18 protein-coding genes are annotated in these 25,340 nt (G+C 67.5%); 11 read left to right on the top strand and 7 right to left on the bottom strand.

The window, feature by feature from the left end; genetic code table 11:
- The first annotated feature begins 93 nt into the window (after positions 1 to 93).
- From OG203_RS23610 to OG203_RS23590, 5 genes are all read left to right on the top strand, one after another.
- The gene (locus tag OG203_RS23610; protein WP_405159455.1) at positions 94 to 3,048 is read left to right on the top strand and encodes a DNA polymerase III subunit gamma and tau; all 2,955 of its coding nucleotides are present in this window, start codon (positions 94 to 96) and stop codon (positions 3,046 to 3,048) included.
- Positions 3,049 to 3,339: 291 nt separating this feature from the next.
- Positions 3,340 to 4,554 (top strand): acetyl-CoA C-acetyltransferase, encoded by a 1,215-nt coding sequence (locus OG203_RS23605; RefSeq protein WP_357379893.1) that lies wholly within the window; start codon positions 3,340 to 3,342, stop codon positions 4,552 to 4,554.
- Between the two features lie 60 nt (positions 4,555 to 4,614).
- A complete protein-coding gene (locus OG203_RS23600; RefSeq protein ID WP_405167979.1) occupies positions 4,615 to 6,750 on the top strand; it encodes a 3-hydroxyacyl-CoA dehydrogenase NAD-binding domain-containing protein in 2,136 nt (711 codons plus the stop codon).
- A 125-nt stretch (positions 6,751 to 6,875) separates the two neighbouring features.
- The gene (locus OG203_RS23595; protein ID WP_405159454.1) at positions 6,876 to 7,970 is read left to right on the top strand and encodes an esterase-like activity of phytase family protein; all 1,095 of its coding nucleotides are present in this window, start codon (positions 6,876 to 6,878) and stop codon (positions 7,968 to 7,970) included.
- Between the two features lie 414 nt (positions 7,971 to 8,384).
- Positions 8,385 to 11,945: a protein kinase domain-containing protein gene (locus tag OG203_RS23590; RefSeq protein WP_405159453.1), complete on the top strand. Its 3,561-nt coding sequence runs from the start codon at positions 8,385 to 8,387 to the stop codon at positions 11,943 to 11,945.
- A gap of 20 nt (positions 11,946 to 11,965) precedes the next feature.
- Here the strand turns inward: OG203_RS23590 and OG203_RS23585 are convergent, their stop codons facing one another.
- The gene (locus tag OG203_RS23585; protein WP_405159452.1) at positions 11,966 to 13,282 is read right to left on the bottom strand and encodes a class I SAM-dependent methyltransferase; all 1,317 of its coding nucleotides are present in this window, start codon (positions 13,280 to 13,282) and stop codon (positions 11,966 to 11,968) included.
- Positions 13,279 to 14,718, bottom strand: coding sequence for an FAD-binding oxidoreductase (locus OG203_RS23580; RefSeq protein WP_405167978.1), 1,440 nt, complete (start codon positions 14,716 to 14,718; stop codon positions 13,279 to 13,281). Before OG203_RS23580 ends, OG203_RS23585 begins: the two co-directional genes overlap by 4 nt.
- Before the next feature lie 207 nt (positions 14,719 to 14,925).
- Here OG203_RS23580 and OG203_RS23575 point away from each other — a divergent pair, with 207 nt between their 5' ends.
- Positions 14,926 to 15,360 carry an SRPBCC family protein gene (locus OG203_RS23575; RefSeq protein WP_405159451.1) on the top strand — a complete coding sequence of 145 codons (435 nt, stop codon included), beginning with the start codon at positions 14,926 to 14,928 and terminating at the stop codon, positions 15,358 to 15,360.
- A 58-nt stretch (positions 15,361 to 15,418) separates the two neighbouring features.
- On the opposite strand, the gene OG203_RS23570 is transcribed toward OG203_RS23575, so the two are convergent.
- Genes OG203_RS23570 through OG203_RS23560 form a run of 3 tightly spaced genes read right to left on the bottom strand, consistent with a single transcriptional unit; the run spans position 15,419 to position 17,224 of the window.
- Complete coding sequence (locus OG203_RS23570) at positions 15,419 to 15,769, bottom strand: VOC family protein (RefSeq protein WP_405159450.1); 351 nt, start codon at positions 15,767 to 15,769, stop codon at positions 15,419 to 15,421.
- Between the two features lie 15 nt (positions 15,770 to 15,784).
- The gene (locus OG203_RS23565) at positions 15,785 to 16,600 is read right to left on the bottom strand and encodes a MerR family transcriptional regulator (RefSeq protein ID WP_405159449.1); all 816 of its coding nucleotides are present in this window, start codon (positions 16,598 to 16,600) and stop codon (positions 15,785 to 15,787) included.
- Between the two features lie 42 nt (positions 16,601 to 16,642).
- Positions 16,643 to 17,224 carry a hypothetical protein gene (locus tag OG203_RS23560; protein WP_405159448.1) on the bottom strand — a complete coding sequence of 194 codons (582 nt, stop codon included), beginning with the start codon at positions 17,222 to 17,224 and terminating at the stop codon, positions 16,643 to 16,645.
- Between the two features lie 264 nt (positions 17,225 to 17,488).
- Here OG203_RS23560 and OG203_RS23555 point away from each other — a divergent pair, with 264 nt between their 5' ends.
- The 4 genes from OG203_RS23555 (at position 17,489) to OG203_RS23540 (ending at position 20,663) form a co-directional block, all read left to right on the top strand.
- Positions 17,489 to 18,901, top strand: a complete 1,413-nt coding sequence (locus OG203_RS23555) for an RNA-guided endonuclease TnpB family protein (RefSeq protein ID WP_405159447.1) — start codon at positions 17,489 to 17,491, stop codon at positions 18,899 to 18,901.
- Positions 18,902 to 19,005: 104 nt separating this feature from the next.
- A complete protein-coding gene (locus OG203_RS23550; protein WP_405167977.1) occupies positions 19,006 to 19,347 on the top strand; it encodes a YbaB/EbfC family nucleoid-associated protein in 342 nt (113 codons plus the stop codon).
- Between the two features lie 20 nt (positions 19,348 to 19,367).
- Positions 19,368 to 19,976 carry a recombination mediator RecR gene (gene recR / locus OG203_RS23545; RefSeq protein WP_405159446.1) on the top strand — a complete coding sequence of 203 codons (609 nt, stop codon included), beginning with the start codon at positions 19,368 to 19,370 and terminating at the stop codon, positions 19,974 to 19,976.
- A 69-nt stretch (positions 19,977 to 20,045) separates the two neighbouring features.
- Entirely contained in the window at positions 20,046 to 20,663 is a 618-nt protein-coding gene (locus tag OG203_RS23540) for a LysE family translocator (RefSeq protein ID WP_405159445.1), read from the top strand.
- Position 20,664: 1 nt separating this feature from the next.
- Here OG203_RS23540 and OG203_RS23535 read toward each other — a convergent pair whose 3' ends face one another.
- Both OG203_RS23535 and OG203_RS23530 read right to left on the bottom strand, forming a co-directional pair.
- A complete protein-coding gene (locus OG203_RS23535; protein WP_405159444.1) occupies positions 20,665 to 21,309 on the bottom strand; it encodes a hypothetical protein in 645 nt (214 codons plus the stop codon).
- A 25-nt stretch (positions 21,310 to 21,334) separates the two neighbouring features.
- Complete coding sequence (locus OG203_RS23530) at positions 21,335 to 21,541, bottom strand: hypothetical protein (protein WP_405159443.1); 207 nt, start codon at positions 21,539 to 21,541, stop codon at positions 21,335 to 21,337.
- Between the two features lie 181 nt (positions 21,542 to 21,722).
- Here OG203_RS23530 and OG203_RS23525 point away from each other — a divergent pair, with 181 nt between their 5' ends.
- A complete protein-coding gene (locus OG203_RS23525; protein ID WP_405159442.1) occupies positions 21,723 to 25,331 on the top strand; it encodes a DUF2126 domain-containing protein in 3,609 nt (1,202 codons plus the stop codon).
- Positions 25,332 to 25,340: the final 9 nt, after the last annotated feature.

Below are 25,340 nucleotides of genomic sequence, written 5' to 3'. Positions count from 1 at the left end.
GATTTGGATCACATATCGAGGGTTGTCGCCGCTCGGGTTTCGCCGCGCCGGGTGGGAATGTTCTTTGTCGGTGCGCGCCGGTAACCTCTGGCCGTGGCTCTGTACCGGAAGTACCGACCGGCAACGTTCGCTGAGGTAGTGGGTCAGGAGCACGTCACCGACCCACTGAGCATCGCCCTTGATACCGGACGGATCAGTCATGCCTACCTGTTCTCCGGTCCGCGGGGATGTGGCAAGACCTCGTCGGCGCGCATCCTCGCGCGGTCGCTGAACTGCGTGCAAGGTCCGACCTCGACCCCGTGTGGCGTGTGCCCGTCCTGCATCGCGCTCGGCCCGGGCGGGCCGGGCAACCTGGACGTGATCGAACTCGACGCCGCGAGTCACGGTGGCGTCGACGACACCCGCGAACTGCGCGACCGCGCCTTCTACGCGCCCGCCGAATCCCGCTACCGGGTGTTCATCGTCGACGAGGCGCACATGGTCACCACCGCGGGCTTCAACGCGCTGTTGAAGATCGTCGAGGAGCCGCCGGCCCACCTGATCTTCATCTTCGCCACCACCGAGCCGGACAAGGTGCTGCCGACCATCCGCTCGCGCACCCACCACTACCCGTTCCGGCTGCTCCCGCCCGCCACCATGCGCGGCCTGCTCGGCAAGATCTGCGACCAGGAGCAGGTGAGCGTCGAAGAAGCGGTGTACCCGTTGGTGATTCGCGCGGGCGGTGGTTCCCCGCGCGACAGCCTCAGCGTGCTCGACCAGCTGCTGGCCGGTGCGGGTCCGGAAGGCGTCACCTATCCCAGGGCGGTCTCGCTGCTCGGTGTGACCGATGTCGCGCTGATCGACGACGCGATCATCGCGCTCGCCGACAACGACGGCGCCGCCCTGTTCGGCACGGTCGACCGGGTGATGGAGGCGGGTCACGATCCGCGCCGCTTCGCCGTCGACCTGCTCGAGCGATTGCGCGACCTGATCCTGATGCGCGCGGTCCCCGACGCCATCGAGCGCGCCCTGGTCTCCGGCCCCGGCGATGTCCTCGATCGCATGCGCGACCAGGCCGGGCGCCTCGGCCCGGCCACCCTGGCTCGCTACGCCGAGTTGCTACACGGGGCGCTCGGTGAAATGCGCGGTGCCACCTCGCCACGGCTGCTGCTCGAAGTTGTCTGCGCCCGCATGCTGCTGCCGTCGGTGTCGGACGCCGAATCCGCCACGTTGCAGCGGTTGGAGCGGCTCGAGCGTGGGTTCGCGGGCGGGGCGGTCGCCGCCGCGCCCCCGGCACCGTCGGGCTCGGCGCCTGTCGCCGCGGCTCCCGCGGCGGCAGTGCCGAAGATCGCGCCAGCCAGCGGGTCGACCGAATCGACCCGTCGGCGCGGCGCGGAGGCGTTGGCCGCGATCCGTCGTGAGACCGCGGGATCGGGGGGTGCGTCAGCGGCCAACGCCAGCGCGGGTTCTGGCGGTCCGGCCGGATCGCGTGGCGAAACTTCCGCTCCGGCAGCTCCGGCAGCTCCGGCAGCTCCGCCAGCGACGCCCGCCAGCGACGCGGGTGCCGCCCGGGGTGGACATGCGGTGGTTGGCGAGGTGGCGGTTCGACCGGCCGATAGCCCGGTCGCATCGGGTGCTTCGACCTCCGGCGCGTCAGCCGTGAGCGACGCGGGTGCCGCGCGGAGTAGCCATGCGGTAATTGGCGAGTCGGCGGGAACCCGACCGGCCGAATCAGATGCCTCGACCTCCGGTGCGTCGGCCGCGAGTGCTGTGCACAGCGGCACTGCGACGGCCCGACCTGCTGACCGTTCGGTCGATACGGATGCCGCGCTGTCCGGCATGTCGGCGGCGAGCGGTGCACAGCCGCTGCGCGGCGACGAGACGGTGGGGGGAAACTCTGCCGCCACCATTGCTGCCGGTGCGGAGCCCACCGTCGCCGGATCGGACGCATCAGTCGATCCGTCGATCGAGTCGACTCCGGGCCAGCCCGAATCCGCTGTTTCCGCGCCGTCGCCCGAGTCGGGCCCGAGCGTTGCCGCGCCGGACCAAGTTTCGGCGAGTTCGGGTGCGCCGGTCCCCGCTGCGGATGTGACCGAAGGTGAAGCGGCACAGGCGGTTTCCGCGGATGAATCGGTTGGCGCAGAGGTTGCCGAACCGGCGCCTGCCGTTGCGCCGCCGGCTCCGGTGACTACCGCGCCGCCGGTCGCGCCGTCCGCCGATCCCGAACCGGAGCCGGTGCTGGCCGCTGCTTCGGCCCTCGTCGCCGCCGCGCGGCCTTATCCGGTTGCTGAACCGGAGCCGTCGGCTGCCCCGGCCGCGCCGAACGCGGATCTACTGCGTGAGGTCGAGGCCGCCTGGGCGGATATCCGAGCCAAGGTGCGCGAGTTCGGTGCCGCCGTGCAGGCGATGCTCGCCGGTGCCTCGGTGGCGCGCATCGAGGGCGACACCATCGTGTTCGCGCATCAGCACGCGCCGCTGGCACAGCGGCTCTCGGACCCGCGCAACCTCGACGCGGTGCGCTCGGCGGTCCATGCCGTGCTCGGGCGCGAGCACGACGTGCGCTGGGAAGCTGGCGGTGCCGCCGCGCGACCTGCGGCGACGCAGCGGGCAGGTGGAGCGGCGAAACCACAGCGCAGTGCCGCGCAGCCGGCCGGGCGTGAATCCGGCAACGCGGCCGAGCGCGGCACGGATGCCCCTGCGCCGCCACGATTCTCGCGGCCGAGTCAGGCCAAGAACGCCGCGGCGGAGAAGGCGGCGGGTGCGAACAAGCCGCGCTCGTTCGGCGGCGATGACGACATCCCCCCGCCCGACTTCCCCGATCTACCGGATGATCCCGGCCCTTTTGATTCGGCGCCGCCCGAGTCGGCGCAGCCCCAGGTCGGCAATGACGTAGGTAACGGCAATGGCTGGGCCGCCGACGGGGCGGTACCGGTGACCACTGCCGAGGACGAAGAGGAAATGATCCGCGCGGCCGCCGTCCCCGTGGCGCCCGAGGATCGCAAGGACCCCGACGAGGTCGCCCTCGAATTGCTGAAGAGTGAGCTGGGTGCCACACGGCTGAGTGGTTGACAAGCACCGCCGCCGCGACGTTAAGTTAACCGGAGTTCGCACACCACGGTAGTATGAACGGGTGGCCGTGAGCTCCGGTACGACGAGGTTCTATGGTATGCCCAGGCGTATGGGCGATCGGAACCTGCGTCCGCCGTCGCATGCCGCGTTTTGTACAGCGTCAGGACGGTCGGTCGCAGGGCCGGTCGGCGAGGTTACCCGCAGTGAAACCGCAGTACGCGGTGCCGTTGCACAGAGCGCTCGGACGGACGACGTCCGGCCGCCGCACCTTTAAGGAAGGAACACTCCGATATGACCACAGAGGCCTACATTTACGAGGCCATCCGCACTCCGCGCGGCCGCGGCAAGAAGAACGGCTCGCTGCATTCGGTCAAGCCGATCGACTTGACTGTTGGTCTGATCCAGGAGCTGCGCGGCCGCTTCCCGAACCTCGACGAAGACCGGATCTCGGATCTGATCCTCGGTGTCGTCAGCCCCGTCGGTGACCAGGGCATGGACATCGCCCGCACCGCGGTGACCGTGGCCGGCCTGCCCGACACCGTCGGCGGCTTCCAGCTCAACCGGTTCTGTGCCTCCGGCCTCGAGGCCGTCAACCTGGCCGCGCAGAAGGTGCGCTCCGGCTTCGACGACCTGGTTCTCGCCGGTGGCGTCGAGTCCATGTCCCGCGTGGCGATGGGCTCCGACGGCGGCGCGTGGGCGCTCGACCCGGCCACCAACTACGACACCTACTTTGTGCCGCAGGGTGTTTCGGCCGACCTGATCGCCACCATCGAGGGCTTCAGCCGCGATGACGTCGACGCCTACGCCGTGCGCTCGCAGGAACTGGCCGCCAAGGCCACCACCGGCGGCTACTTCGCCAAGTCGGTCGTCCCGGTCAAGGACCAGAACGGCATCATCGTGCTGGACAAGGACGAGCACATGCGTCCCGGCACCACTGCCGAGGACCTGGCCAAGCTGAACCCGTCCTTCGCCGTGATCGGTGAGATGGGCGGCTTCGACGCCGTAGCGCTGCAGAAGTTCTACTTCGTCGAGAAGATCAACCACGTGCACCACGGTGGCAACAGCTCGGGCATCGTCGACGGTGCCGCGCTGGTGCTCGTCGGCACCGAAGAAGCGGGCAAGGCGTCCGGCCTCACCCCGCGTGCGCGCGTCGTCGCGACCGCGACCAGCGGCGCCGATTCCACCATCATGCTGACCGGCCCCACCCCGGCCGCCAAGAAGGCGCTGGCCAAGGCGGGCCTGACGATCGAGGACATGGACCTCGTCGAGATCAACGAGGCGTTCGCCTCTGTCGTGCTGAAGTTCCAGAAGGACCTCAACGTCCCGGACGAGAAGCTGAACGTCAACGGTGGCGCGATCGCGATGGGCCACCCGCTGGGTGCCACCGGCGCGATGATCACCGGCACCATGGTCGACGAGCTGGAGCGCCGCAACGGCCGCTACGCGCTCATCACCCTGTGCATCGGTGGCGGCATGGGCGTTGCCACCATCATCGAGCGCGTCTAACCCCAACCGACAGCTGAGAATCAAGGGAGACACAGAGCTGTGACCAGCACCGAAACCAACATGATCGGTTGGGAGCAGGATTCGGACGGCATCGTCACGCTGACGATGGACGACCCGAACCAGGGCGCCAACACGATGAACGAGCTGTACAAGACGTCGATGACCGCGACCGTCGAGAAGCTCGAGGCCGAGAAGGACAACATCACTGGCGTGGTGCTGACCTCCGCGAAGAAGACCTTCTTCGCCGGCGGCGACCTCAAGAACATGATGAAGGTCGGCCCGGGCGACGGCCAGGCCCTGATGGACGAGCTCTTCACCATCAAGGACGCGCTGCGTCGCCTGGAGACCCTCGGCAAGCCGGTCGTCGCCGCCATCAACGGCGCCGCGCTCGGCGGTGGCCTCGAGATCACCCTGGCGACCCATTACCGGGTCGCCGCCGACGTGCCGGGTGTGCAGCTCGGCCTGCCCGAGGTCAGCCTCGGCCTGCTGCCCGCCGGTGGCGGTGTCACCCGCACCGTGCGCATGCTCGGCCTGCAGAACGCGCTGATGCAGCTGCTGCTGCAGGGCAACAAGTACCGCCCGGCCAAGGCCAAGGAAATCGGCCTGATCAACGAGGTTGTCGGCTCGGTCGAGGAACTGGTCCCCGCGGCCAAGGCGTGGATCAAGGCCAACCCCGAGGGTGGCGTGCAGCCGTGGGACAAGAAGGGCTACAAGATCCCCGGTGGCACCCCGTCCACCCCGGCCTTCGCGGCGAACCTGCCCGCGTTCCCGGCCAACCTGCGTAAGCAGCTCAAGGGCACCAACATGCCTGCACCGCGGGCGATCATGTCCGCCGCGGTCGAGGGCGCGCAGGTCGACATCGACAACGCCTCGCTCATCGAGTCGCGCTACTTCGTGCACCTGCTCACCGGCCCGGTCGCGAAGAACATGATCCAGGCGTTCTTCTTCGACCTGCAGTCCATCAACAACGGTGGCTCGCGGCCGAACGATGTGCCCAAGAAGGACATCAAGAAGATCGGCGTGCTCGGCGCGGGCATGATGGGCGCCGGCATCGCGTACGTCTCCGCCAAGGCGGGCTACGACGTCGTGCTCAAGGACGTCACCATCGAGGCGGCCGAGCGCGGCAAGAACTACTCCGAGAAGATCGAGGCCAAGGCCCTCTCCCGTGGCAAGACCACCGAGGAGAAGTCCAAGGCGCTGCTGGCCCGGATCACCCCGTCGGCCGACGCCAAGGACTTCGACGGCGTCGACTTCGTGATCGAGGCGGTCTTCGAGAACACCGAGCTCAAGCACAAGGTGTTCCAGGAGATCGAGGACATCGTCACCCCGGACGCGCTGCTCGGCTCGAACACCTCGACCCTGCCGATCACCGGTCTGGCCGCCGGTGTGAAGCGCCAGGAAGACTTCATCGGCATCCACTTCTTCTCGCCGGTCGACAAGATGCCGCTGGTGGAGATCATCAAGGGTGAGAAGACCTCGCCCGAGGCGCTGGCGCGGGTGTTCGACTACACCCTCGCGATCAAGAAGACCCCGATCGTCGTCAACGACAGCCGTGGCTTCTTCACCTCGCGCGTGATCGGCACCTTCGTCAACGAGGCCATCTCCATGCTCACCGAGGGCATCGAGCCCGCGACCATCGAGCAGGCCGGCCTGCAGGCGGGCTACCCGGCCGCGCCGCTGCAGCTGTCGGATGAGCTGAACCTCAAGCTCATGCAGAAGATCGCCAAGGAGACCCAGGAGGCCGCCGAGCACGGCGACACCACCATGGGCAAGAAGCGCCACCCGGCCCAGGACGTCATCGACTACCTGGTGTCCGAGGGTCGTCCGGGTCGCCTGGAGAAGGCCGGCTTCTACGAGTACGACGAAGACGGCAAGCGCACCGGCATCTGGCAGGGCCTGCGCGATCACTTCAAGACCACGGCGGACTTCACTGTCCCGCTGCAGGATCTGATCGACCGCATGCTGTTCATCGAGGCGATCGAGACCCAGAAGTGTTTCGACGAGGGTGTGCTCGAGACCACCGCCGACGCCAACATCGGCTCGATCTTCGGCATCGGCTACCCGGCCTGGACCGGTGGTGTGCACCAGTTCATCGTCGGTTACCCGGGTGGGCAGGCGGGCTTCGTTGCTCGCGCCGACGAGCTCGCCAAGACCTACGGTGAGCGTTTCGAGGTCCCGGCCTCGCTGCGTAAGTAGTCACCAACGGCAAAGCCCGCCACCGCGTTTCGCGGCGGCGGGCTTTCGCCGTTTCCGGGGCGGTTTGGGTGGAGTTCACTTGCTGGTATCGCGCGGTGGATAGCGTGGGGCTGGTGGGACTACGGGTGAGACGCGGGCAAGTGTTGGTTGGCGCCATCTTCGCGGTGGTGCTCGGTGTGCCACCGGCCGCCACGGCGGCGCAGGAGCCTGGGGCGGGGGTGCGGCTGCTCGGGGAGCAGGTGGTACCCAACGACCTCCAGTTCCATGGCACCGCGGTCGGCGGCCTTTCCGGCATCGACTTCGATTCGCGCACCGGCGATTACGTGCTGATCAGCGACGACCGCTCGGAGCGAAATCCGGCCCGGTTCTACACCGCGCGCTTCGGTGTGGATGAAAACGGGCTCGGCCCGGTGACATTCATCGGCACCAGTCCGCTGCGCACCGCCGACGGTTCGAACTACGGCCCGAAATCGGTGGACCCAGAAGAGATTCGGGTCGACCCGTGGACCGGCGACTACTACTGGACGCAGGAGGGCGACCGCACCGACACCGTGCTCGCCGACCCCTCGGTCCGGATCGCCCGTCCCGACGGCGCCTTCGCGGGCGAGCTGCCGATTCCGAACAACGAACGGATGCAGCCGAATTCGGGCCCGCGTCAGAACCTTGCCCTGGAGGGCGCGACGTTCACCGCCGGTGGGTCGCTGTTCGTGACGTCGGTGGAGGCGCCGCTGCTGCAGGACGGTCCGCTCGCGACGACGACGGCGGGTGCGACCTCGCGGCTCACCGTGCAGGCGCGGTCCGGTCAGCTGCTCGCCCAGTACGCGTACCCGATGGAGCCGGTGTTCGCCGAGTCCCGCCCGCAGCCCGACCTCGGCATGAACGGCATCGCCTCGATCCTGGCCGTCGACCCGGTCGACCCGGCGAAAATCCTTGTCCTGGAACGCTCTTTCGTCTTCGGTGTCGGCAACAAGATCAGGATCTACGAGGCCGACCTGAGTGCCGCGACCAACGTGCTCGACGCCCCGCTCGGCAATGCCCGCCCGGTCAGCAAGCGGCTGCTCGTCGATCTGGCCGACGTCGGCCTGCGCAATATCGACAATGTCGAGGGCATGACCTGGGGCCCGCGCCTACCCTCCGGCGAACGCACCCTGGTCCTGGTGAGCGACAACAATTTCGCCGACAACCAGATCACCCAGTTCATCGCCCTCGCGGTCCGCTAGGTCCGGCAGGTGACCGCGCGAACAATGGCGTGCGATGCGCCGTGCACCCGGCGTCGGACCGGTCGACTCCAGGATGCGCGCAGGCGTACGCGTCGTCACCGACTCGCCGGAATGGTCGCTGGGAAATTGCGTCCTTCCACAACATCGAGCGCCAGAATGTTATGGAGCGAATCTCGTTCCTGATCGCACCGGAGACCGGCCCGGCGGCGCAGCGCTGAGCAGGCAGAATTAGGGGGAAGGTTGAGGTGGAAAACATCCTGTTTCGAAACTTCTCCCACCGGATGCCATGCCCGCGCTACGTTGGAGTATGCGCAGACATATCGGACATCGCGCGGGGTTTCGGGTGATGTCCGTGCGTCGGCGCGCTTGCTGGTCGCCGGTGACGCCGATTCGATGTGAGTTCGAGGTGGTCACGTGAATCCACGGACGCGTTCGGGGGAGGTCGGCCCCGGCTCGACTCCGGTCGACTCGGATACCCAGCGCCACCCGCTCATCGGGATCGCCGACGAGCTGGAGGCGATGGGTCTTTCGGAGGCGAAGGAGATCGGCCGGGGCGGCTTCGGCGTGGTGTATCGCTGTATCCAACGGGCCCTGGAGCGGGTCGTCGCGGTGAAGGTGCTCTCCTCGGAGATCGAGCTGGAGAGCCGCGAGCGTTTCCTGCGCGAGGAACAAGCCATGGGCCGCTTATCCGGCCACCCGAACATCGTCGACATCCTGCAGGTCGACGTCACGCTGAGCGGGCTGCCGTTCATCGTCATGCCGTACTGCACCCGCGGTTCGCTGGAGCAGGTCATCCGCGATCAGGGACCACTCACCTGGGCCGACTCGCTGCGGGCCGGGGTGAAGCTGGCCGGCGCGATCGAGAGCGCGCATCGGGCCCAGATCCTGCATCGCGACGTGAAACCGGCGAACGTCCTGCTCAGCGGCTATGGCGAGCCGCAGCTGACCGACTTCGGCATCGCCAGAATCCCCGGCGGTTTCCAGACCTCCAGCAGCCTGATCACCGGTTCGCCCGCCTTCACCGCGCCGGAAGTGCTCAAGGGCGACGACCCGACCGTCCGCTCCGATGTCTACGGCCTCGGCGCGACGCTGTTCGCGCTGCTCACCGGGCATGCCGCGTTCGAGCGGCAGGCGGGGGAGAAGGTGGTCGCGCAGTTCCTGCGGATCACCACCCAGCCGGTGCCCGATCTGCGCGAGCACGACATCCCGCCGGATGTGGCCGAGGTGATCCAGCAGGCCATGTCCATCGACCCCGACGAGCGCCCGTCCTCGGCCTACGACTTCGGGCAACTGCTGCGCACGGTACAGCGCGACCACGAGCAGATGCCCGACGAGATGGCGCTGCTGGAAACCATCGCCGCGCCCGAGCCGATGGAACATCCCACCGAAACCTCGGCAACGTCGCGGCCTGCCGTGACCGCCCGGCGCAGCTGGCCACTGACGCTACGTCCCACGCCGTCCCAGCCCACCGGCCCCAGCGGATCGGCAGCCACGCTGCCACCGACCGCGGCCACCAAGTTCCGGCCGCCGACCCCGGCCCGCGACCCGGTGCCGCGCCCGCGGCTGCTCGACGTCCTGCGGGCGGGCGGTCGGCGCAGGCTCGCCGTGATCCACGCGCCCGCCGGATTCGGCAAGAGCACCGTGGCCGCACAGTGGCGCACCGACCTGACCGACCGAGGTATCCCGGTCGCCTGGATCGGCGTCGATCACGACGACGACAACGAGATCTGGTTCCTCGCCCACCTCATCCAGGCGATCCGCCGGGTCCGCCCGGACGTTGGCGCCGGCCTGGACCAGGCGCTCGAGGAGCGGCCCGCCGACGCGGCCGCCTTCGTCATCTCGACCCTCATCGATGAAATCCATGCCAGCGGCAGCACGGTCATCGTGGTCGTCGATGACTGGCACCGAGTCACCGACGCTGGCGCGCACCACGCGATGGAAGCGTTGCTGGACAACGGATGTCACCATCTGCGCTTCGTGGTGACCAGCAGGGAGCAGTCCGGCCTGCCGACCAGCCGGATGCGGGTGCACGACGAACTGGTCGAGATCGGCTCGACCGCGCTGCGGCTGACCACCGAGGAGACCAAGGAAATCCTGGTGCGGCACCACGGGTTTCCGCTCACCGACGACCAGGTCGAGCAGATCCACGCGGCCACCGACGGCTGGCCCGCCGCCATCCAGCTGGTCAGCCTGTCGCTGCGCGGCAATGCCGACCCGGCACAGCTGATCGCCAATCTGTCCGAGGGCAACCACGGCATCCGCGAGTATCTGGCCGAAAACGTCTTGGACACACTGGAACCCAGGATGCTCGACTTCCTGATGGCGATCTCGGTGACCGAGCGGGTGTGCGGTTCGCTGGCCGCGGCGCTGTCGGAGGACGCGGACGCCGAACAACTCCTGGAGCAGGCCGAGCAGCGTGAGCTGTTCCTGCGCCGGATCGTGCACGACCCGGAGTGGTTCCGGATGCAGCCGCTGTTCGCCGAGCACCTGCGGGCCCGGCTCGAACGCGCCCAGCCGGGACGGCTGAAGTCGCTGCACCGCAAGGCATCTCGCTGGTACGCCGAACATCAGCTGCTGCGCAAGTCGGTCGACCACGCGCTCGCGGCCACCGACTTCAAGATGGCCCTCGACCTGCTGGAGACCGGCGGCATGGACCTGATCGACCGGTCCAGGCTCGCGACGTTACTCGGCACGGTATCGAAACTGCCGATGCAGCAGGTGGCTTCGCGGTCCAAGCTGCTGATGGCGGTGGCGCGGGCCAATGTGAACCTGCAGCAGTCCGGGGCGGCGCGCACGGCGCTCGGCAGGCTGTCCAACATTCTCGCGCGCGGCTCGTCCACCGACGAGGACGTGAATCAGCAGCGCTGTCAGGCCGCCGTACTCGGCGCCGCCGACCAGATCGCGCGCGACCACACCGAGGGCGTGCTCGACCGGGTCGCGGACTGTCTGAAGAAGCCGGACGAGCTGCCCGCCTGGACGGTGTCGACCGCGGCGAACCTGACCTCGTACGTGCGGCTGTGCGAGTTCGACTTCGACGGCGCGCGCGAGATCCAGGAGTGGGCTGCGCAATATCACGCGCGGTCCAAGGATCCGCTCGGCGCGGTGTTCGGGCTGTGCGGGCGCGGTGCCGCCGCCTACGAGCAGCTCGACATCGCCACGGCGACAGAGTCTTTCCAGCAGGCGTGGGAGGTCGCCAATCAGCGGTCGGGCCCGCGCTCGCACGCGGTGCGGGTGGCCGCCGCGATGCTCGGCGAAGTGAACTACCGCCGTGGCGATCTCGATACCGCCGACCGGTTGCTCGATGAGAGCCACCAGCTGGCCGCCAGGGTCGGCCCGGTGGACTTCCTGATCTCGACGTTCGTCATCGGCGCGCGGGTCAAGGCGGTGCGCGGCGACCTGTTCACGGCCGCGACCCGGCTCGACGAGGGCGCGCGGATCGCCAAGGACAACAGGCTGTTCCGGCTCGCCGCGCATATCCGTGCCGAACGGCTGCGCATCGGTCTGCCGTTGGACGCCGCGGACGACCCGTTCGGCGGCCCCGAATCATCCTCCGCGCCACTGCACGCCGGCCATCGGATGACCGGTGCCGCCGTGCTCACCGCGGAGGCCGAGGAGGTCGCCGCGATCCGCGCCCTGCTTGCCAACGGCAGGATCGGCTCCGACGACCGCGCGGTCCGTCGCTCCCGCGCCCTGCACGGCCGCATGCTCGACAAGGGCCGCCCCCGAGCCCAATTGGACGCCTCCCTGCTGCTCGCCGAATGCCTCGCCGCATCAGGCTGGGTCGGCGAAGCCACCGGCCTGCTCCTCCCCGCGGCCGCCACCTGCGCCGAATTGGGTTGGACCAGACCCCTACTCGACGCAGGCCCCGGCGTCGTCTCCATCCTGCGCATCCTGCGCGCCGAAATGCCCTCAGCCGCAGCCCATGCCGGAGACATAGAACTGCCCGCCCTATTCCTGAACGAACTCCTGGACTAGGACGGGCAGCGCTGCGAAAGTTACGGCTGCCACCAGGGGCGCAGCGGGACCGTCCAGTCGCCGTCGGCCGGCAGTTTTACGCCGAGTACCTGGTGCAGTTGAACTACGTTGCGCTGGAAGCCGAGTCGGCAACCTGCCATGTAGAGGCCCCATACCTTCGCGGTGCCCTCGCCGACCTCGGCGACGCAGGCGTCCCAGTTCGCGACCAGGTTCTTGCACCATTCGTGCAGGGTCAGTGCGTAGTGCTCGCGCAGGTTCTCTTCGTGCAGCACTTCGAGGCCGGTGTTCTGGATCTCGGAGATGATCCGGCCGGAGCCGATCAGCTCGCCGTCGGGGAACACGTAGCGGTCGATGAAGTCACCGGCCTTGGTGGTCCTGGTGTTGTCCGGACGGGTGATGCTGTGGTTCAGGAACAGGCCGCCGTCGCGCAGCTTGGTCTTGATGTAGTCGAAGTAGTACGGGTAGTTGTGCACACCGATGTGCTCGGTCAGCCCGATCGAGGACACCGCGTCGAACTCGCCCTCCGGGATGTCCCGGTAATCGGAGTGACGCACCTCGGCGAGCTCGGAAAGACCCTGCTCGGCGATCTTCTCCTGCGCCCACTCGGCCTGCTCGGCCGACAGCGTCGCGCCGATCACCTTGACGCCGCGTTTGGCCGCGTAGCGGACCATGCCGCCCCAGCCGCAGCCGATGTCGAGCAGCCGGTCGCCTTCCTTCAGCCGCAGCTTCTCGAAGACGAGGCGGTACTTGTTCTCCTGAGCCTGTTCCAGCGTCCAGTCCTCGTCGCCGTAACACGCACAGGTGTAGGTCATCGACGGGCCGAGCACGTACTCGTAGAACTTGTTGGAGACGTCGTAGTGATGGTGGATCGCCTCGGCGTCGCGAGTCTTGGAGTGCCGCAGGCCCTCCAGCGCGATCCGGCGCCAGCGCGGCAGCGTCTCCTGCGGCGGCGGCGCGATCGGCTTGAGCCGCTCCCAGCCAAGCGAACGGGCGATGGTGACCAGCGCGAGCGCGGACGGGCGATGGAACTTCAGCCCGTCCATCGCCTGGAGGATCTCGTAGGGATCGCCGGGATGGACACCGCTGGCGGTCATGTCGCCCGAGATGTAGGCGCGGGCCATGCCGAGATCGCCTGGCGCGGTCGCCAGGTAGTTGATGCCGCGTGGGGTCTTGATGTCCAGCGCGTATTTCGAGTCCTCGGGACCGGTCGTGCTGCCGTCGTACGCGGTCAGCCGGATCGGTACCTCGCCGTCGATCAGCGTCTCGAAGATCTCGGCAATGCTGAGTTTGGTTCCGAGGTCACCTAAGACGTCGGAACGGTCCTTGAATGTCGTCATTTGCGTTGCACCGCCTTCGAATACAAATCCAGCAGCCGCTGGTCTGGGTCGTAGCGTTTCTTCAATTCGGTGTAAATGTTGCCGCCGTACAGCGCCGCGAACTCATCTTTGTCGTAGTAGGAATCGGAGTACAGCGACTTATGTCCGTCGAAGTCGGTCACGGTGCGCTCGATCGCACGGTTGGCCGCTCCTTCCTGCTGTCCGGGCACGGTGGGGACGGCTGACCAGAACCCGACGTTGACGTACGTCCGATTCGGCTCGAGGGGATACAGCGGCCAGGTGCGCTCGGTCGTCGCTGGCGCGTCGGTCGCGCGCAGCCGCAGCGGGCACAGCCAGAGCGGCTCGATCGGGATCTCGCGCAGGAACCACTCGACGAAATCGGCGGTGCGTTCTACCGGCACCTCGATATCCTGCACCACTCGCTCGCGCGGCGGATTACCCTGCCTGGCCTCGAGCTTGTCGGCGATGTTGTATTTGTGGTCGAGCGCGATGAGCTTCCAGTAGAAGCTGCTGCGCCGGTACTGCTTCGGCCAGAACCGGCGGATCTTCGGGTTCTGCGTGCCGAACGCGCGCGAGCACCAGAACCAGTCGGTGTCCCAGCGCCACAGGTAGTCGTGGATGGTCAGCCGGTCGCGTTTGGGTTGCGCCTGGTCGTGCTGGATGGACCGGTAGAAGATGTCCATGTCGGTGTAGTCGCTGACCGGGCCGGGTTCGTCGGTCTGACGGCCCAGCGTCAGGTAGCTCTCGTCGGCGGTGAACACCACGCCGTCGAGGTAGTCCACTCGCTCGCCGTCGTAGGTCTTCTCGTCGACGATCGTGGCGAGTGTGCGCTCCAGCTCGCGCAGGTCGTGGAAGCGCAGGTGCCGCATCGCCACATACGGCTGGACGGTCTCCAGTTCGATCTTCAGCCGGACCGAATAGCCGAGCGTGCCGTAGGAGTTCGGGAAGCCGCGGAACAGCTCGGCGTGCTCGTTGTCCGTGGTGGCGGTGATGATCTCGCCCGCGCCGGTCAGGATGTCCATCTCCAGCACCGACTCGTGTGGCAGGCCGTTGCGGAACGAGGTCGACTCGATGCCGAGACCCGTCACCGCGCCGCCGAGGGTGATCGTCTTGAGCTGCGGCACCACCAGGGGCGCGAGGCCATACGGGAGGGTGGCGGCGACCAGGTTCTCGTAGGTGGTCATCCCGGCGACGTCGGCGGTCTTCGCCACCGGGTCCACCGCGATCACCTGGGCCAGCCCCGATACGTCGAGGCCGGGCGCGGGGTTTTTAGCCCTGGCCCGGAACAAGTTCGACGTCTTCTTCGCCAGTCGCACATTGGCGTCCCCGGGAATCGCGCGATAACTCGCCAGGAGTCGGTCGACTCCAGCCCGATGCGCGGCAAACCCGGATTCGTGTGCGGCCGGAGCGCGTCCGGCTTTCCCCAACAGACTCACTGCCACCCCTCGACGCTAGTACGCACCTCAGTGTGAGACCACCGCGAGGGCGGGGTCTCGGGAGAAATGTCACGCATATGTTGCGAACCGGAATACCGACCGGCTCGGAGAAGTTCGCCACAGGACTCGACCGGTATGCGGTATGGCGGCCGCTACAGGGCAGGATGGACACCGGCCGACATACCGTACCCGGACAAGGAGCTCATTGTGGGACAGGTCAGCGCCAGCAGTTCGATCACCGTTGCGGCGGATCCCAAGCGCACCCTCGAGGCCATCGCGGACTACGAGACGGTGCGCCCGCGCATTCTGTCGTCGCACTATCACGACTACAAGGTCGTCGAGGGCGGCAAGGGCGCGGGCACCGTTGCCGAGTGGACGCTGCAGGCCACGGAGAAGCGCTCGCGCAACGTGCACGCCGTCGTGACCGTGTCGGATTCCATTGTCACCGAGCGTGATTCGAACTCGACCATGGTCAACACCTGGACCGTGACGCCGGACGGCAAGGGCGCGCAGGTCACCCTGCGCACCACCTGGCAGGGCGCGGGCGGCGTGGCCGGCATCTTCGAGGGCATCTTCGCGCCGCTCGGACTGAAGAAGATCCAGGCCGAGGTGCTCGGCAACCTGCAGCGCGAACTCGCCTGACGCACAACCGATAACGCAGCCCGACCCCGCGTGTCGGGCTGCGCTGTCGACACAGGCCCTAGGCCGCGCCGATATCGAACAGGTTGCCCTCCGGGTCGGCCAGCGTTGTCCACTGCGCGCCGTACTCGTCGAAGTCGCCGATTCGCTTGGCGCCCAAGCTGACCGCGCGCTCGATGTACTGATGCCAGTCCTCGGCGTGCAGGTCGAGGTGGATCACGTTCTTGCCAGGGTTCTTGTCGGGCACCTGGATGAACATCAGCGCCGGTGCCGCGCCGGCCGCCTTGCCGACGGTGGCGAATTGCGCGGACGCGCCCTCATCGACCGGCAGATCGAGCAGCTCGGACCAGAATCCGGCGAGGGCGGCGGCGTCGGCGCTGTCGACGGTGATGTGCGCGAGCGACAATGTCATGGGGTTCTCCATTTCTCAGAGCAGGCCGACAGGCCAGCAGATTTCGGTGCGGTAGGTGTTCGGGTCGTCGGTGTCGTCGGGGCTGAGCAGGTAGCGCTCCCGGACGGGCTCGGCGAGCGCGGTGCCGTGTTCGGCGACGTAGCTGCCGAGCGCGCCATAGGTGCGGTCGAAGTCGTCGAAATCGCCCTCGTGCAGCGCGACGGCGAACCGACGCGCCGGTAGCTCGATGACCGACACCCGGTCGGCCGATTCGATCCGGGCGGCGGCCGGGAGCGGGACGTAGGCGACCACCTCGCCGATGTCGTTCTCGAAGAAGTCCATCGAATAGGTGGCGCCGTCGACGCCGTCGGACTCGATGCCCGCCGTGCTCAGCGTCTGATGCAGCAATGGATAAGCCGCCGCGCACCACGGGCCGATGTCTGCCCTGCTGACCACCTCGGTGAGCGCCAGCGCGGGAAAGGCGGGGATAGAGCGGTATTCGACGGCGATCGGCGCGGCCGGGGTGAGCAGCGACCGCAGCGACGCAACCACCGACCGCGTCCTGGCCAACTCGGCCTCCATCCGTTCCAGGTGCGCGCGCAGCGCGGCATTGCGGACGTCGTCGTCGGGTGCGGCCAGCACGGCCTTGATCTCGGGCAGCGGCATGTCGAGTTGGCGCAGCCGCCGGATCAGATGCGCCTGTGCCACTTGGTCGGTCGAGTAGCGCCGATAACCGGAGCCGGTATCGATCTCGACGGGTTCGAGCAGTTCGATGTCGTGGTAGTACCGCAGCGTTTTCACGGGCAGGTACGTCAGCCTGGCGAACTCCCCGATGGAAACGGTCGCTGTCATGTCCCTCAGCGAACACCCTCCAGTAGCTGGAGTGTCAACCGCCTAGGTCAAGACGAAGGTCAGCAGGAGGGTGGTCTGGAAGAAGCCGCGCCACCAGGAGTAGCCGAACCAGACGCCGGGGGTGATCTCCCTGATCTCGTCGTAGACCTGCGGAGTGGGGGACGGGTCGTAGTCCAGTGCCCAGGCCGGCCTGCCGTCGAGCTTCGCGGGCGCGGTGTACACATACGCGGGCCAGGCCTCGTAGCCCGCGCCGGTCACGCGGTTGGTCAGCGTGCCGCCGTCCGGGCCGGTGTAAAAGGTCTTGCCGATCCAGAACGCGGGCGCGATGCCTTGAATCATCGGCGGCCTGGTCACCCAGCCGTCCTTCACGCCCATTGGCACGTCGCCGCGGTCCGCGTCCCGGAAGATGGCGTCCTGCTGCTCGGGCGAACAACGGAAGCGCAGCGAGTCGATGGTGGCCGCGCGGTTGTCCGGGGAGAGGACGCAGCCGCCACCGTAGTCGGCGGCCGCCTCGGTGACACCGGCGTCGGCGGTCGCCGTCGGCGCGGCAATGCCGAGGAAAAGACCGGGAACCCCCAGGGAAAGCACCGCGGTGCTCAGAAAACGTGCCCTCATCGTGCGCATACCGGTACTCCAGAACTCCCGACCTAATCTTTCGATGGTAGGTCGATCTTGGTGCGCTGAACCCCGACGTACTCAACCTGTTACCGGCCATGCATCAAGGACATAACGACCGGTCGGGAGCTATATCGCCGAACGGATTTCGCGCGCGCCGGTGCCGTGCTCGGTCGAGGCGGCGCGTCGCGGCCTGCGTGTCCGGGACAACTAGGCCCCGTGTCTCTCCGATTGTCGTCAGGCGGATTTGTCGGTGGCCGGTGAGATGCTGTCGTGGTGGTGCGGCACACGTCATTTCGGTTCTGCTTGGACCCCACGGTCGAGCAGCAGATGATGCTGTCGCGGCATGCTGGCGCAGCGCGATTTGCCTTCAATCAGTGCTTGCATGCGGTGAAGTCGGCGTTGACCGCCCGCAGGACCGATCCGGGGGTGGTGGTGCCGTGGTCGGGGTTCGATTTGATCAACTATTTCAACCGGTGGAAGGTCTCCGGGCAGGCCGGGCGAGTATTCGTCATCGACACGACCGGTGTGGCGGCGATGTCGGTGATCGGGTTGGTGTGGCGTAATCAAGTGCGCCAACAGGTCTTCGAAGAAGCGGCAGTGGATTGCGGACGTGCACTGGCGGCGTGGACGGACTCACGCCGCGGCGCTCGTAAGGGCCGTCGGATCGGGTTCCCTCGATTCAAGAAGAAGACTACTACCTTGCGGTCGTTTCGGTTGCGTAACAAGCGCTTTCGGGATGGTAAATCCTCGATCCGAGTTGGTGACAACGATCGTCCACGATCGGTAACACTGCCTGGAATCGGTGCTGTTGCTGTTCATGACGACACGCGGCGGTTGCGGCGGCTGCTTGCTAGTGGTAGGGCGAAGATCCTGTTCGCCACTATCGGTTCGCGGGCTGGGAGGTGGTGGGTCACATTGAATGTGGAGGCCACTGACCTGCACCCGAAGCAATGTCACCCGCCACGTGGGTCCACCGACCGCGGGGGTTGGGTCGGGGTGGATCGCGGGTTGTCCGCATTCCTGGTTGCCGCCACTGGTGACGGTACCGAAGTCGCACGTATTGGCGATCCGCCGAAACCTTTGGTTGCGGGGATGCGCAAGCAGCGCCGCCTCGCCAAATCCGTGTCCCGGAAGGTGAAGGGCTCCAACAACAGACGGCGCGCCGCCGCTCGTCTAGGGCGTCATCATGGCCGTGTCCACAACATTCGCCAGCATTTCCTGCATACGGTATCCACCGCGTTGGTCAAAACCCACGATCGGCTCGTGCTGGAGGATCTGAACACCGCAGCGATGCTGCGTAACCGCCGATTGTCGCGGGCGATCAGCGATGCCGGGTGGGCCGAGTTCGCGCGCATGGTCACCTACAAACAGACCTGGCGCGGCGGCTCGGTCGTCCTTGCTGATCGCTGGTATCCATCGAGTCAACTCTGTTCACGTTGCGGCGCCCGTAACACTGAACTGACCCTGGCTGACCGAACCTTCACCTGCGGCCACGGGCATCAGCTCGACCGCGACCACAATGCCGCGGTAAACCTCGCCGCCTGGGCGAGCGTAACTCCCAGGCCCCGGGAGCCCGAAGCACGAGCCCCGGTCACCAACGTCCGCCGACGGGAAGGCGCTGGCCCACACATTCGTGTGGGTGAAACCGGCCCGGAAGACGCGGAAACCAACACTTACGCCTAACGCGCGTAAGTTGAGGACGTCGGAGAACGACGGCGTCTCCCAATCTCACCCATTGGGAACGCGCTGTAGGCTGATCAGTGACACTTTCCAGAGAGGAATATGCCGTGCAGCCCGGTGGTCAGTTCGACATGCAGCAGTTACTCGCCCAAGCGCAGCAGATGCAGCAGGCGGTGATGGAGGCCCAGGCCGAGATCTCGGCGGCCGAGGTGGACGGCCAGGCCGGCGGCGGATTGGTCAAGGTCACCATCAAGGCGTCCGGCGAGGTCGTCGCGCTGACCATCGATCCCAAGGCGGTCGACCCGGAGGACGTGGAGACGCTGCAGGACTTGGTGATCGGCGCGGTCAACGACGCGATGGCCAACGCGCAGCAGCTTGCGGCCGACCGGCTCGGACCGCTCTCGGGTGGGCTCGGCGGCGGTTCGCTGCCCGGGCTGCCGGACTTCTGATAGCAACGAGGACATAGCCGTTGTATGAGGGTCCGGTTCAGGATCTGATCGACGAGTTGGGCAAGCTGCCCGGCGTCGGTCCGAAGAGCGCGCAGCGCATCGCTTTTCATCTCCTCCAGGTGGAGCCACCGGAGATCGACCGGCTGCAGGCCGCCCTGCAGAAGGTGCGCGACGGCGTGCAGTTCTGCGTGGTCTGCGGCACCGTCTCCGACGGCGAGAAGTGCCGTATCTGTGCCGACGCGCGCCGCGACCGCACCATGATCTGCGTGGTCGAGGAGCCGAAGGACGTGCAGGCGATCGAGCGCACCCGTGAGTTCCGTGGTCGATACCACGTGCTCGGCGGCGCGCTCGACCCGCTGAGCGGCATCGGGCCGGACCAGCTGCGGATCCGGGAGTTGTTGGGCCGCATCGGAAATCAAGAGGACGGCATCGACGTCACCGAGGTGATCATCGCGACCGACCCGAACACCGAGGGCGAGGCGACGGCCACCTATCTGGTGCGGATGCTGCGCGACTTCCCCGGCCTGAGCGTGACCAGGCTGGCGTCCGGCCTGCCGATGGGCGGCGATCTGGAATTCGCGGACGAGCTGACCCTCGGTCGCGCGCTGTCCGGGCGGCGCGTGCTCTAACCGCGCCGCAGGTCCAGCCCCGAATGTACGGGGGTTGTGGTGCGCTGAGCGCGGGTTACTGTGTGGGGGATGAGCATCGAATTCATGCTGACCACGCTCGTCATCGTCGCCACCCCCGGCACCGGCGCGCTGTTCACCCTGGCGGCGGGACTTTCCAGGGGAACGAAGGCCAGCGTGATCGCGGCGTTCGGTTGCACCCTCGGCATCATCCCGCACATGGTCGCGGCGATCACCGGCCTCGCCGCGCTGCTCAACGCCAGCGCGGTCGCGTTCCAGACGCTGAAGTACCTCGGTGTCGCGTACCTGATCTACATGGCGTGGAGCACGTTCCGGGACAAGGGCGCGCTCACCGTGCCGGAGGACACCGGCCAGGTCGCCCAGTCGGCGCGCAAGGTGATCACCTCGGCGGTGCTGTTGAACATTCTCAACCCGAAGCTGACCATTTTCTTCTTCGCGTTCCTGCCCCAGTTCGTGCCGAACGGATCACCGAACGCGTTGGCGCGCATGCTCGAACTGAGCGGGATCTTCATGCTCGCCTCGTTCGTGGTGTTCGCGATCTACGGTATCTGCGCGGCGGCGGTGCGCAACCAGGTCATCGCCAGGCCGGTCGTGGTGACCTGGATGCGCCGGGTGTTCGGCGTCTCGTTCATCGCGCTGGCCGGACGCCTGGCCGTGCAGAACCAGTGAGTCAGAGTTCGACGCGCGACCACGGCAGGGTGTGCATGCGGGTGCGGTCGTCGGTGGCCCAGTCCCAGATGACCGCGGACACCGTCGGGGCGTCGAGCACGGTGGTGCCGAAGTGCTTGTCCGGCGAGCCATCTCGGTATTCGAGGGTGAACGCGCCGGTCTTCTCCCGGTAGGTCTGCATGTAGATCTGTTCGTCGCGTTCGACCACCAGGTACGGATTCGGCGGGGCGAGTTCGGAAACCCATTGATCGGCAAGGGTTTTCGTCAGGTAGGGGAACTCGCCCGCGCCGCCGTGGGTGACCGTGGCAGGCACGTGCCCGGCCGGGTCGATCAGCCAGGCGAGCTGCGGATCGTAGATCGCGTAGTTCAGCGGTGTCGCGAGGGCGAACAGCAGCTGCCGGACGAAGCCGATCGCGTCGTACGGGCACGGCACCTGCAGCGCCGCGCCGGTCGCGACGCCACCGACCGGATGCACACTGAGGAAGCTGTCTTCCTCCGGAACCGCGGCGTTGGCTTTGTTCAGTTCGGCCGCGATCTGCGCGACCATGCCCGCCTCGGGGAGTCCCTGCTGAGTACTGAGGTAAGCGTCGACCTCGGAGATCGATGACGCGACACCGGATGGCAGCAACACGTGGTCATAGCTCACCCGGACAGGGTACGTACGGCGCGGTTCAGGCCCGGCGACGGGCCGTGTCGGGCTCGGCGCAGGCGCAGCCGCCCGCCACGTCGGCGCAGTCGACGACGAAGGTGTGCCTGACGTCATCGAGATCGACGCAGTCGGCCTCGGTGCATTCGGTGACCCTGCTCGGGTGCACGATCAGGGTGCCGTGACAGTGGTCGATGGCGGATTCGCAGGACGAACAATCCGGCGCGCGCATGTGACCTCCAGACGAGATCGGTTCGTTATCTTTGTCTACCACTCCCGTACCGCCCGCCGCGGGAGGTCGGTGACGCGTGTCGGAGGGCTTTGTCGTTTGCGTAGTTCCCACACCGCGCCGTCGTTGGGAACGCTGCGCGATTGTGTCTCACACCGCCTGCGGCATGTGGTGAACTTGCTGCATGGGCATCAAGGTGTCGCTCGAACACCGGACCATATACACCTTCGACCGGCTGGTCGAGATACATCCGCACGTGGTGCGACTGCGCCCGGCACCGCATTCGCGGACCACGATCGACGCCTACTCGATGCGGGTGACGCCCGCCGAGCACTTCTGTAACTGGCAGCAGGACGCGTTCGGCAATTTCCTTGCGCGCCTGGTGTTTCCGGCGCCGGCGCGGGAGCTGTCGATCACCATCGGGCTGATCGCCGACCTCGAGGTGGTCAACCCGTTCGACTTCTTCGTCGAGGACTACGCCGAGCACTACCCGTTCGGCTACAGCGCGGAACTGCTCGCGGACCTGGAGCCCTACCTGCGGCCGGTGGACGAGGCGGGACCGGGCTCCGGCCCCGGCGAGCTGGTCAAGGGCTGGGTACGCGCGCACAACGCGACGGATCGGCCGCGCACCATCGACTTCCTGGTCGCCATCAATCAGGCACTGCGGCACGACGTCGGCTACACGATCCGGATGGAAGCCGGTGTGCAGACGCCCGATCACACCCTGCGCGGCGCGCTCGGCTCGTGCCGCGACTCGGCCTGGCTGCTGGTGTCGATCCTGCGCGAACTCGGCTTGGCGGCCCGGTTCGTCTCGGGATATCTGGTGCAGCTCGCCCAGGATGTGCCGTCGCTGGACGGTCCGTCGGGTCCGCCCGCCGACTTCACCGACCTGCACGCCTGGACCGAGGTGTATCTGCCCGGCGCGGGCTGGGTCGGGCTCGATCCCACGTCGGGGCTGTTCGCGGGTGAGGGACACATTCCGCTGGCGGCGACGCCGCAGCCGGCGTCCTCGGCGCCGATCACCGGCGCGACCGGGCCGACCGGCGCAACCATGGAGTTCTCCAACACCGTCCGGCGGTTCCACGAGGATCCTCGGGTTACCTTGCCCTACACCGGATCCCAGTGGGAGCGGATCACCGCGTCTGGTGCCGCGGTCGACGCGCGGATGGCCGCCGAGGACGTGGGGTTGACCGTTGGTGGGGAACCGACGTTCGTCTCCATCGATGACCAGACCGGACCGGAGTGGACCACCGAGGCCGATGGGGCGCACAAGCGTGAGCGTGCGGTCGACCTCGCCGATCGGTTACGGCGGATCTACGCGCCGACCGGGCTGGTGCAGTACCGGCAGGGTAAGTGGTATCCGGGAGAACCGTTGCCGCGCTGGGAGATCGCGGTCGCGTGGCGCGCCGACGACGAACCGCTGTGGCACCGCCAAGATCTGCTCGCCGATCCGTGGACACCGTTCGGGCATTCGGCGGTTGAGCCGGATGCGTTGGCGGGCAAGCCGGACACGGGTCCTGGGCTCGCAGTAGGACACGACGTCGAAAGGTCAAGTACTCCAATACTTTCCACGGCAAGCGCGGGTGCGGCGCAGGCCACGCGGTCACCCGAGCCCGCTGGACAGGCCGCCGTGTTGTCGGATGGTAGTCCGCGGTTATCCGAGGCGGCCGTCCCGCCGCGCGAGTACGCACCCGCCGAACCCGATGCGGCGCACGCGGTGATCGCGCATGTGGCGGCAAGCCTTGGGCTGCCGGACGCTCAGGTCCGTCCGGCGTATGAGGATCCGCTGCTCCGATTGGCGGGGAAAGTCCGTGCCCCCGAAGGTGATCCGGTCGATCCGGGCGACGATCTCGGCCCGGATCTTGACTCGGCACAGGCGCGCGAGGAGCTGCTGACGCGACTCGACGCCGAGGTCACCGAACCGGCGGCCTACGTGCTGTCGCTGTATCGCCGCGACGACGGCTCCGGCTGGGCGAGCGCCGATTGGCGGCTGCGCCGCGGCGTAGCCGCCGAGCAGCCCGCCGGGCGAATCGTGTTGACCGAGGGCGATTCTCCGGCCGGGCTGCGGCTACCCCTCGACTCCGTCTCCTGGCGCACGCCGCGCCAGCGCCCCGACCGCGATCCACTGTTCACCGGACCGCTGACCGTCGACCGGGCCGAGCCGCCCGCGGTGGTCGAACCCGCCGACTGGGAGCCGACGACCGCGCTGGTCGGCGAGGTGCGCAAGGGACGGCTGCACGTATTCCTGCCGCCCGTCGAGGAACTCGACGACTTCCTCGACCTGGTGCGGCGGATCGAGGAAGCGGCGGTGGCGGTGGACCGGCCGGTGGTGCTGGAGGGCTATCCGCCACCCGTCGATGCCCGGCTGCGGACCCTCTCGGTGACGCCAGATCCCGGCGTGATCGAGGTCAACGTGCAGCCCACCGTCTCGTTCGCCGAGCAGGCCGAGCTGCTGTCCACCCTGTACGAGCAGGCGCGGCTGGCCCGGTTGAGCACCGAATCGTTCGATGTCGACGGCACGCACAGCGGAACGGGTGGCGGCAACCACATCACGCTCGGCGGTGCCACCCCCGCGCGCTCGCCGCTGCTGCGCCGCCCGGACCTGCTCGTGTCCATGCTGACCTACTGGCAGCGGCATCCGTCGCTGTCCTACCTGTTCGCCGGTCGTTTCGTCGGACCGACCTCGCAGGCGCCGAGGGTGGACGAGGGCCGCGAGGAAACCCTGTACGAACTGGAGATCGCGTTCGCCGAAATCGCCAGGCTCGCCAAGCCGAGTCAGGTTGCGCAGGTGGCGGATTCGGCGAGGCGTGCGGTGGGTTCGGCGCCGTGGCACATCGATCGCGCGCTGCGGCATCTGCTGACCGACCTCACCGGCAACACCCATCGCGCCGAGTTCTGCGTCGACAAGCTCTACAGTCCCGAAACCGCAAGGGGCAGGCTCGGATTGGTGGAAATGCGCGGCTTCGAGATGCCGCCGCACTTCCAGATGGCGATGGTGCAATCGCTGCTGGTCCGCGGCCTGGTCGCCCGATTCTGGTCGGAACCGTTGCGGGCGCCGCTGATTCGGCACGGCGCAAATCTGCACGGCCGGTATCTGCTGCCACACTTCGTGCTTGCCGATATCGCCGAGGTCGCCGCCGAACTGCGTGCGCACGGCGTCGATTTCGACGCGAGCTGGCTGGATCCGTTCACCGAGTTCCGCTTCCCGCGCATCGGCACGGTCATGCTCGGCGAGGTTGAGCTCGAATTGCGCGGCGCCATCGAACCGTGGAACACCCTGGGGGAGCAGACCACTACCGCGGGCACCTCGCGGTATGTCGACTCTTCGGTGGAGCGCCTGCAAGTGCGGGTGGTCGGGGCGGATCGCGGGCGTCACGTGGTGACCTGCAACGGCATGCCCGTCCCGCTGCTGGCCACCGACAAGGCCGACGTGCAGGTGGCCGGCGTGCGGTATCGGGCGTGGCAGCCGCCGAACTCGCTGCATCCGTCGATCACCGTCGACGTGCCGCTCGTCTTCGACCTGATCGATGCCGAGACCGGGCTGTCTCGCGGCGGCTGCACCTATCACGTGGCGCACCCGGGCGGCATGGCCTACGAGGAACCTCCGGTCAACGCGGTGGCCGCGCAATCACGCCGCAACCGGCGCTTCGAGGCGGCCGGACACACCACCGAACGGGTCGAACCAGGGGAACTACGTGCGAAAATGGCTGCACAATCCATGGACGGCGGTGTCGCGGGCATTCTCGATCTTCGCCGGGCACGGACCGTCTGGGGATTGGTCAGCGACCGTTAGACACGTCTG

This window comes from Nocardia sp. NBC_01499 (assembly GCF_045040275.1).
In the GTDB taxonomy this organism is placed as follows: domain Bacteria; phylum Actinomycetota; class Actinomycetes; order Mycobacteriales; family Mycobacteriaceae; genus Nocardia.
The sequence above is the reverse complement of the archived record's forward strand: the minus strand, read 5'-3'. Positions and strand labels throughout refer to the sequence as shown.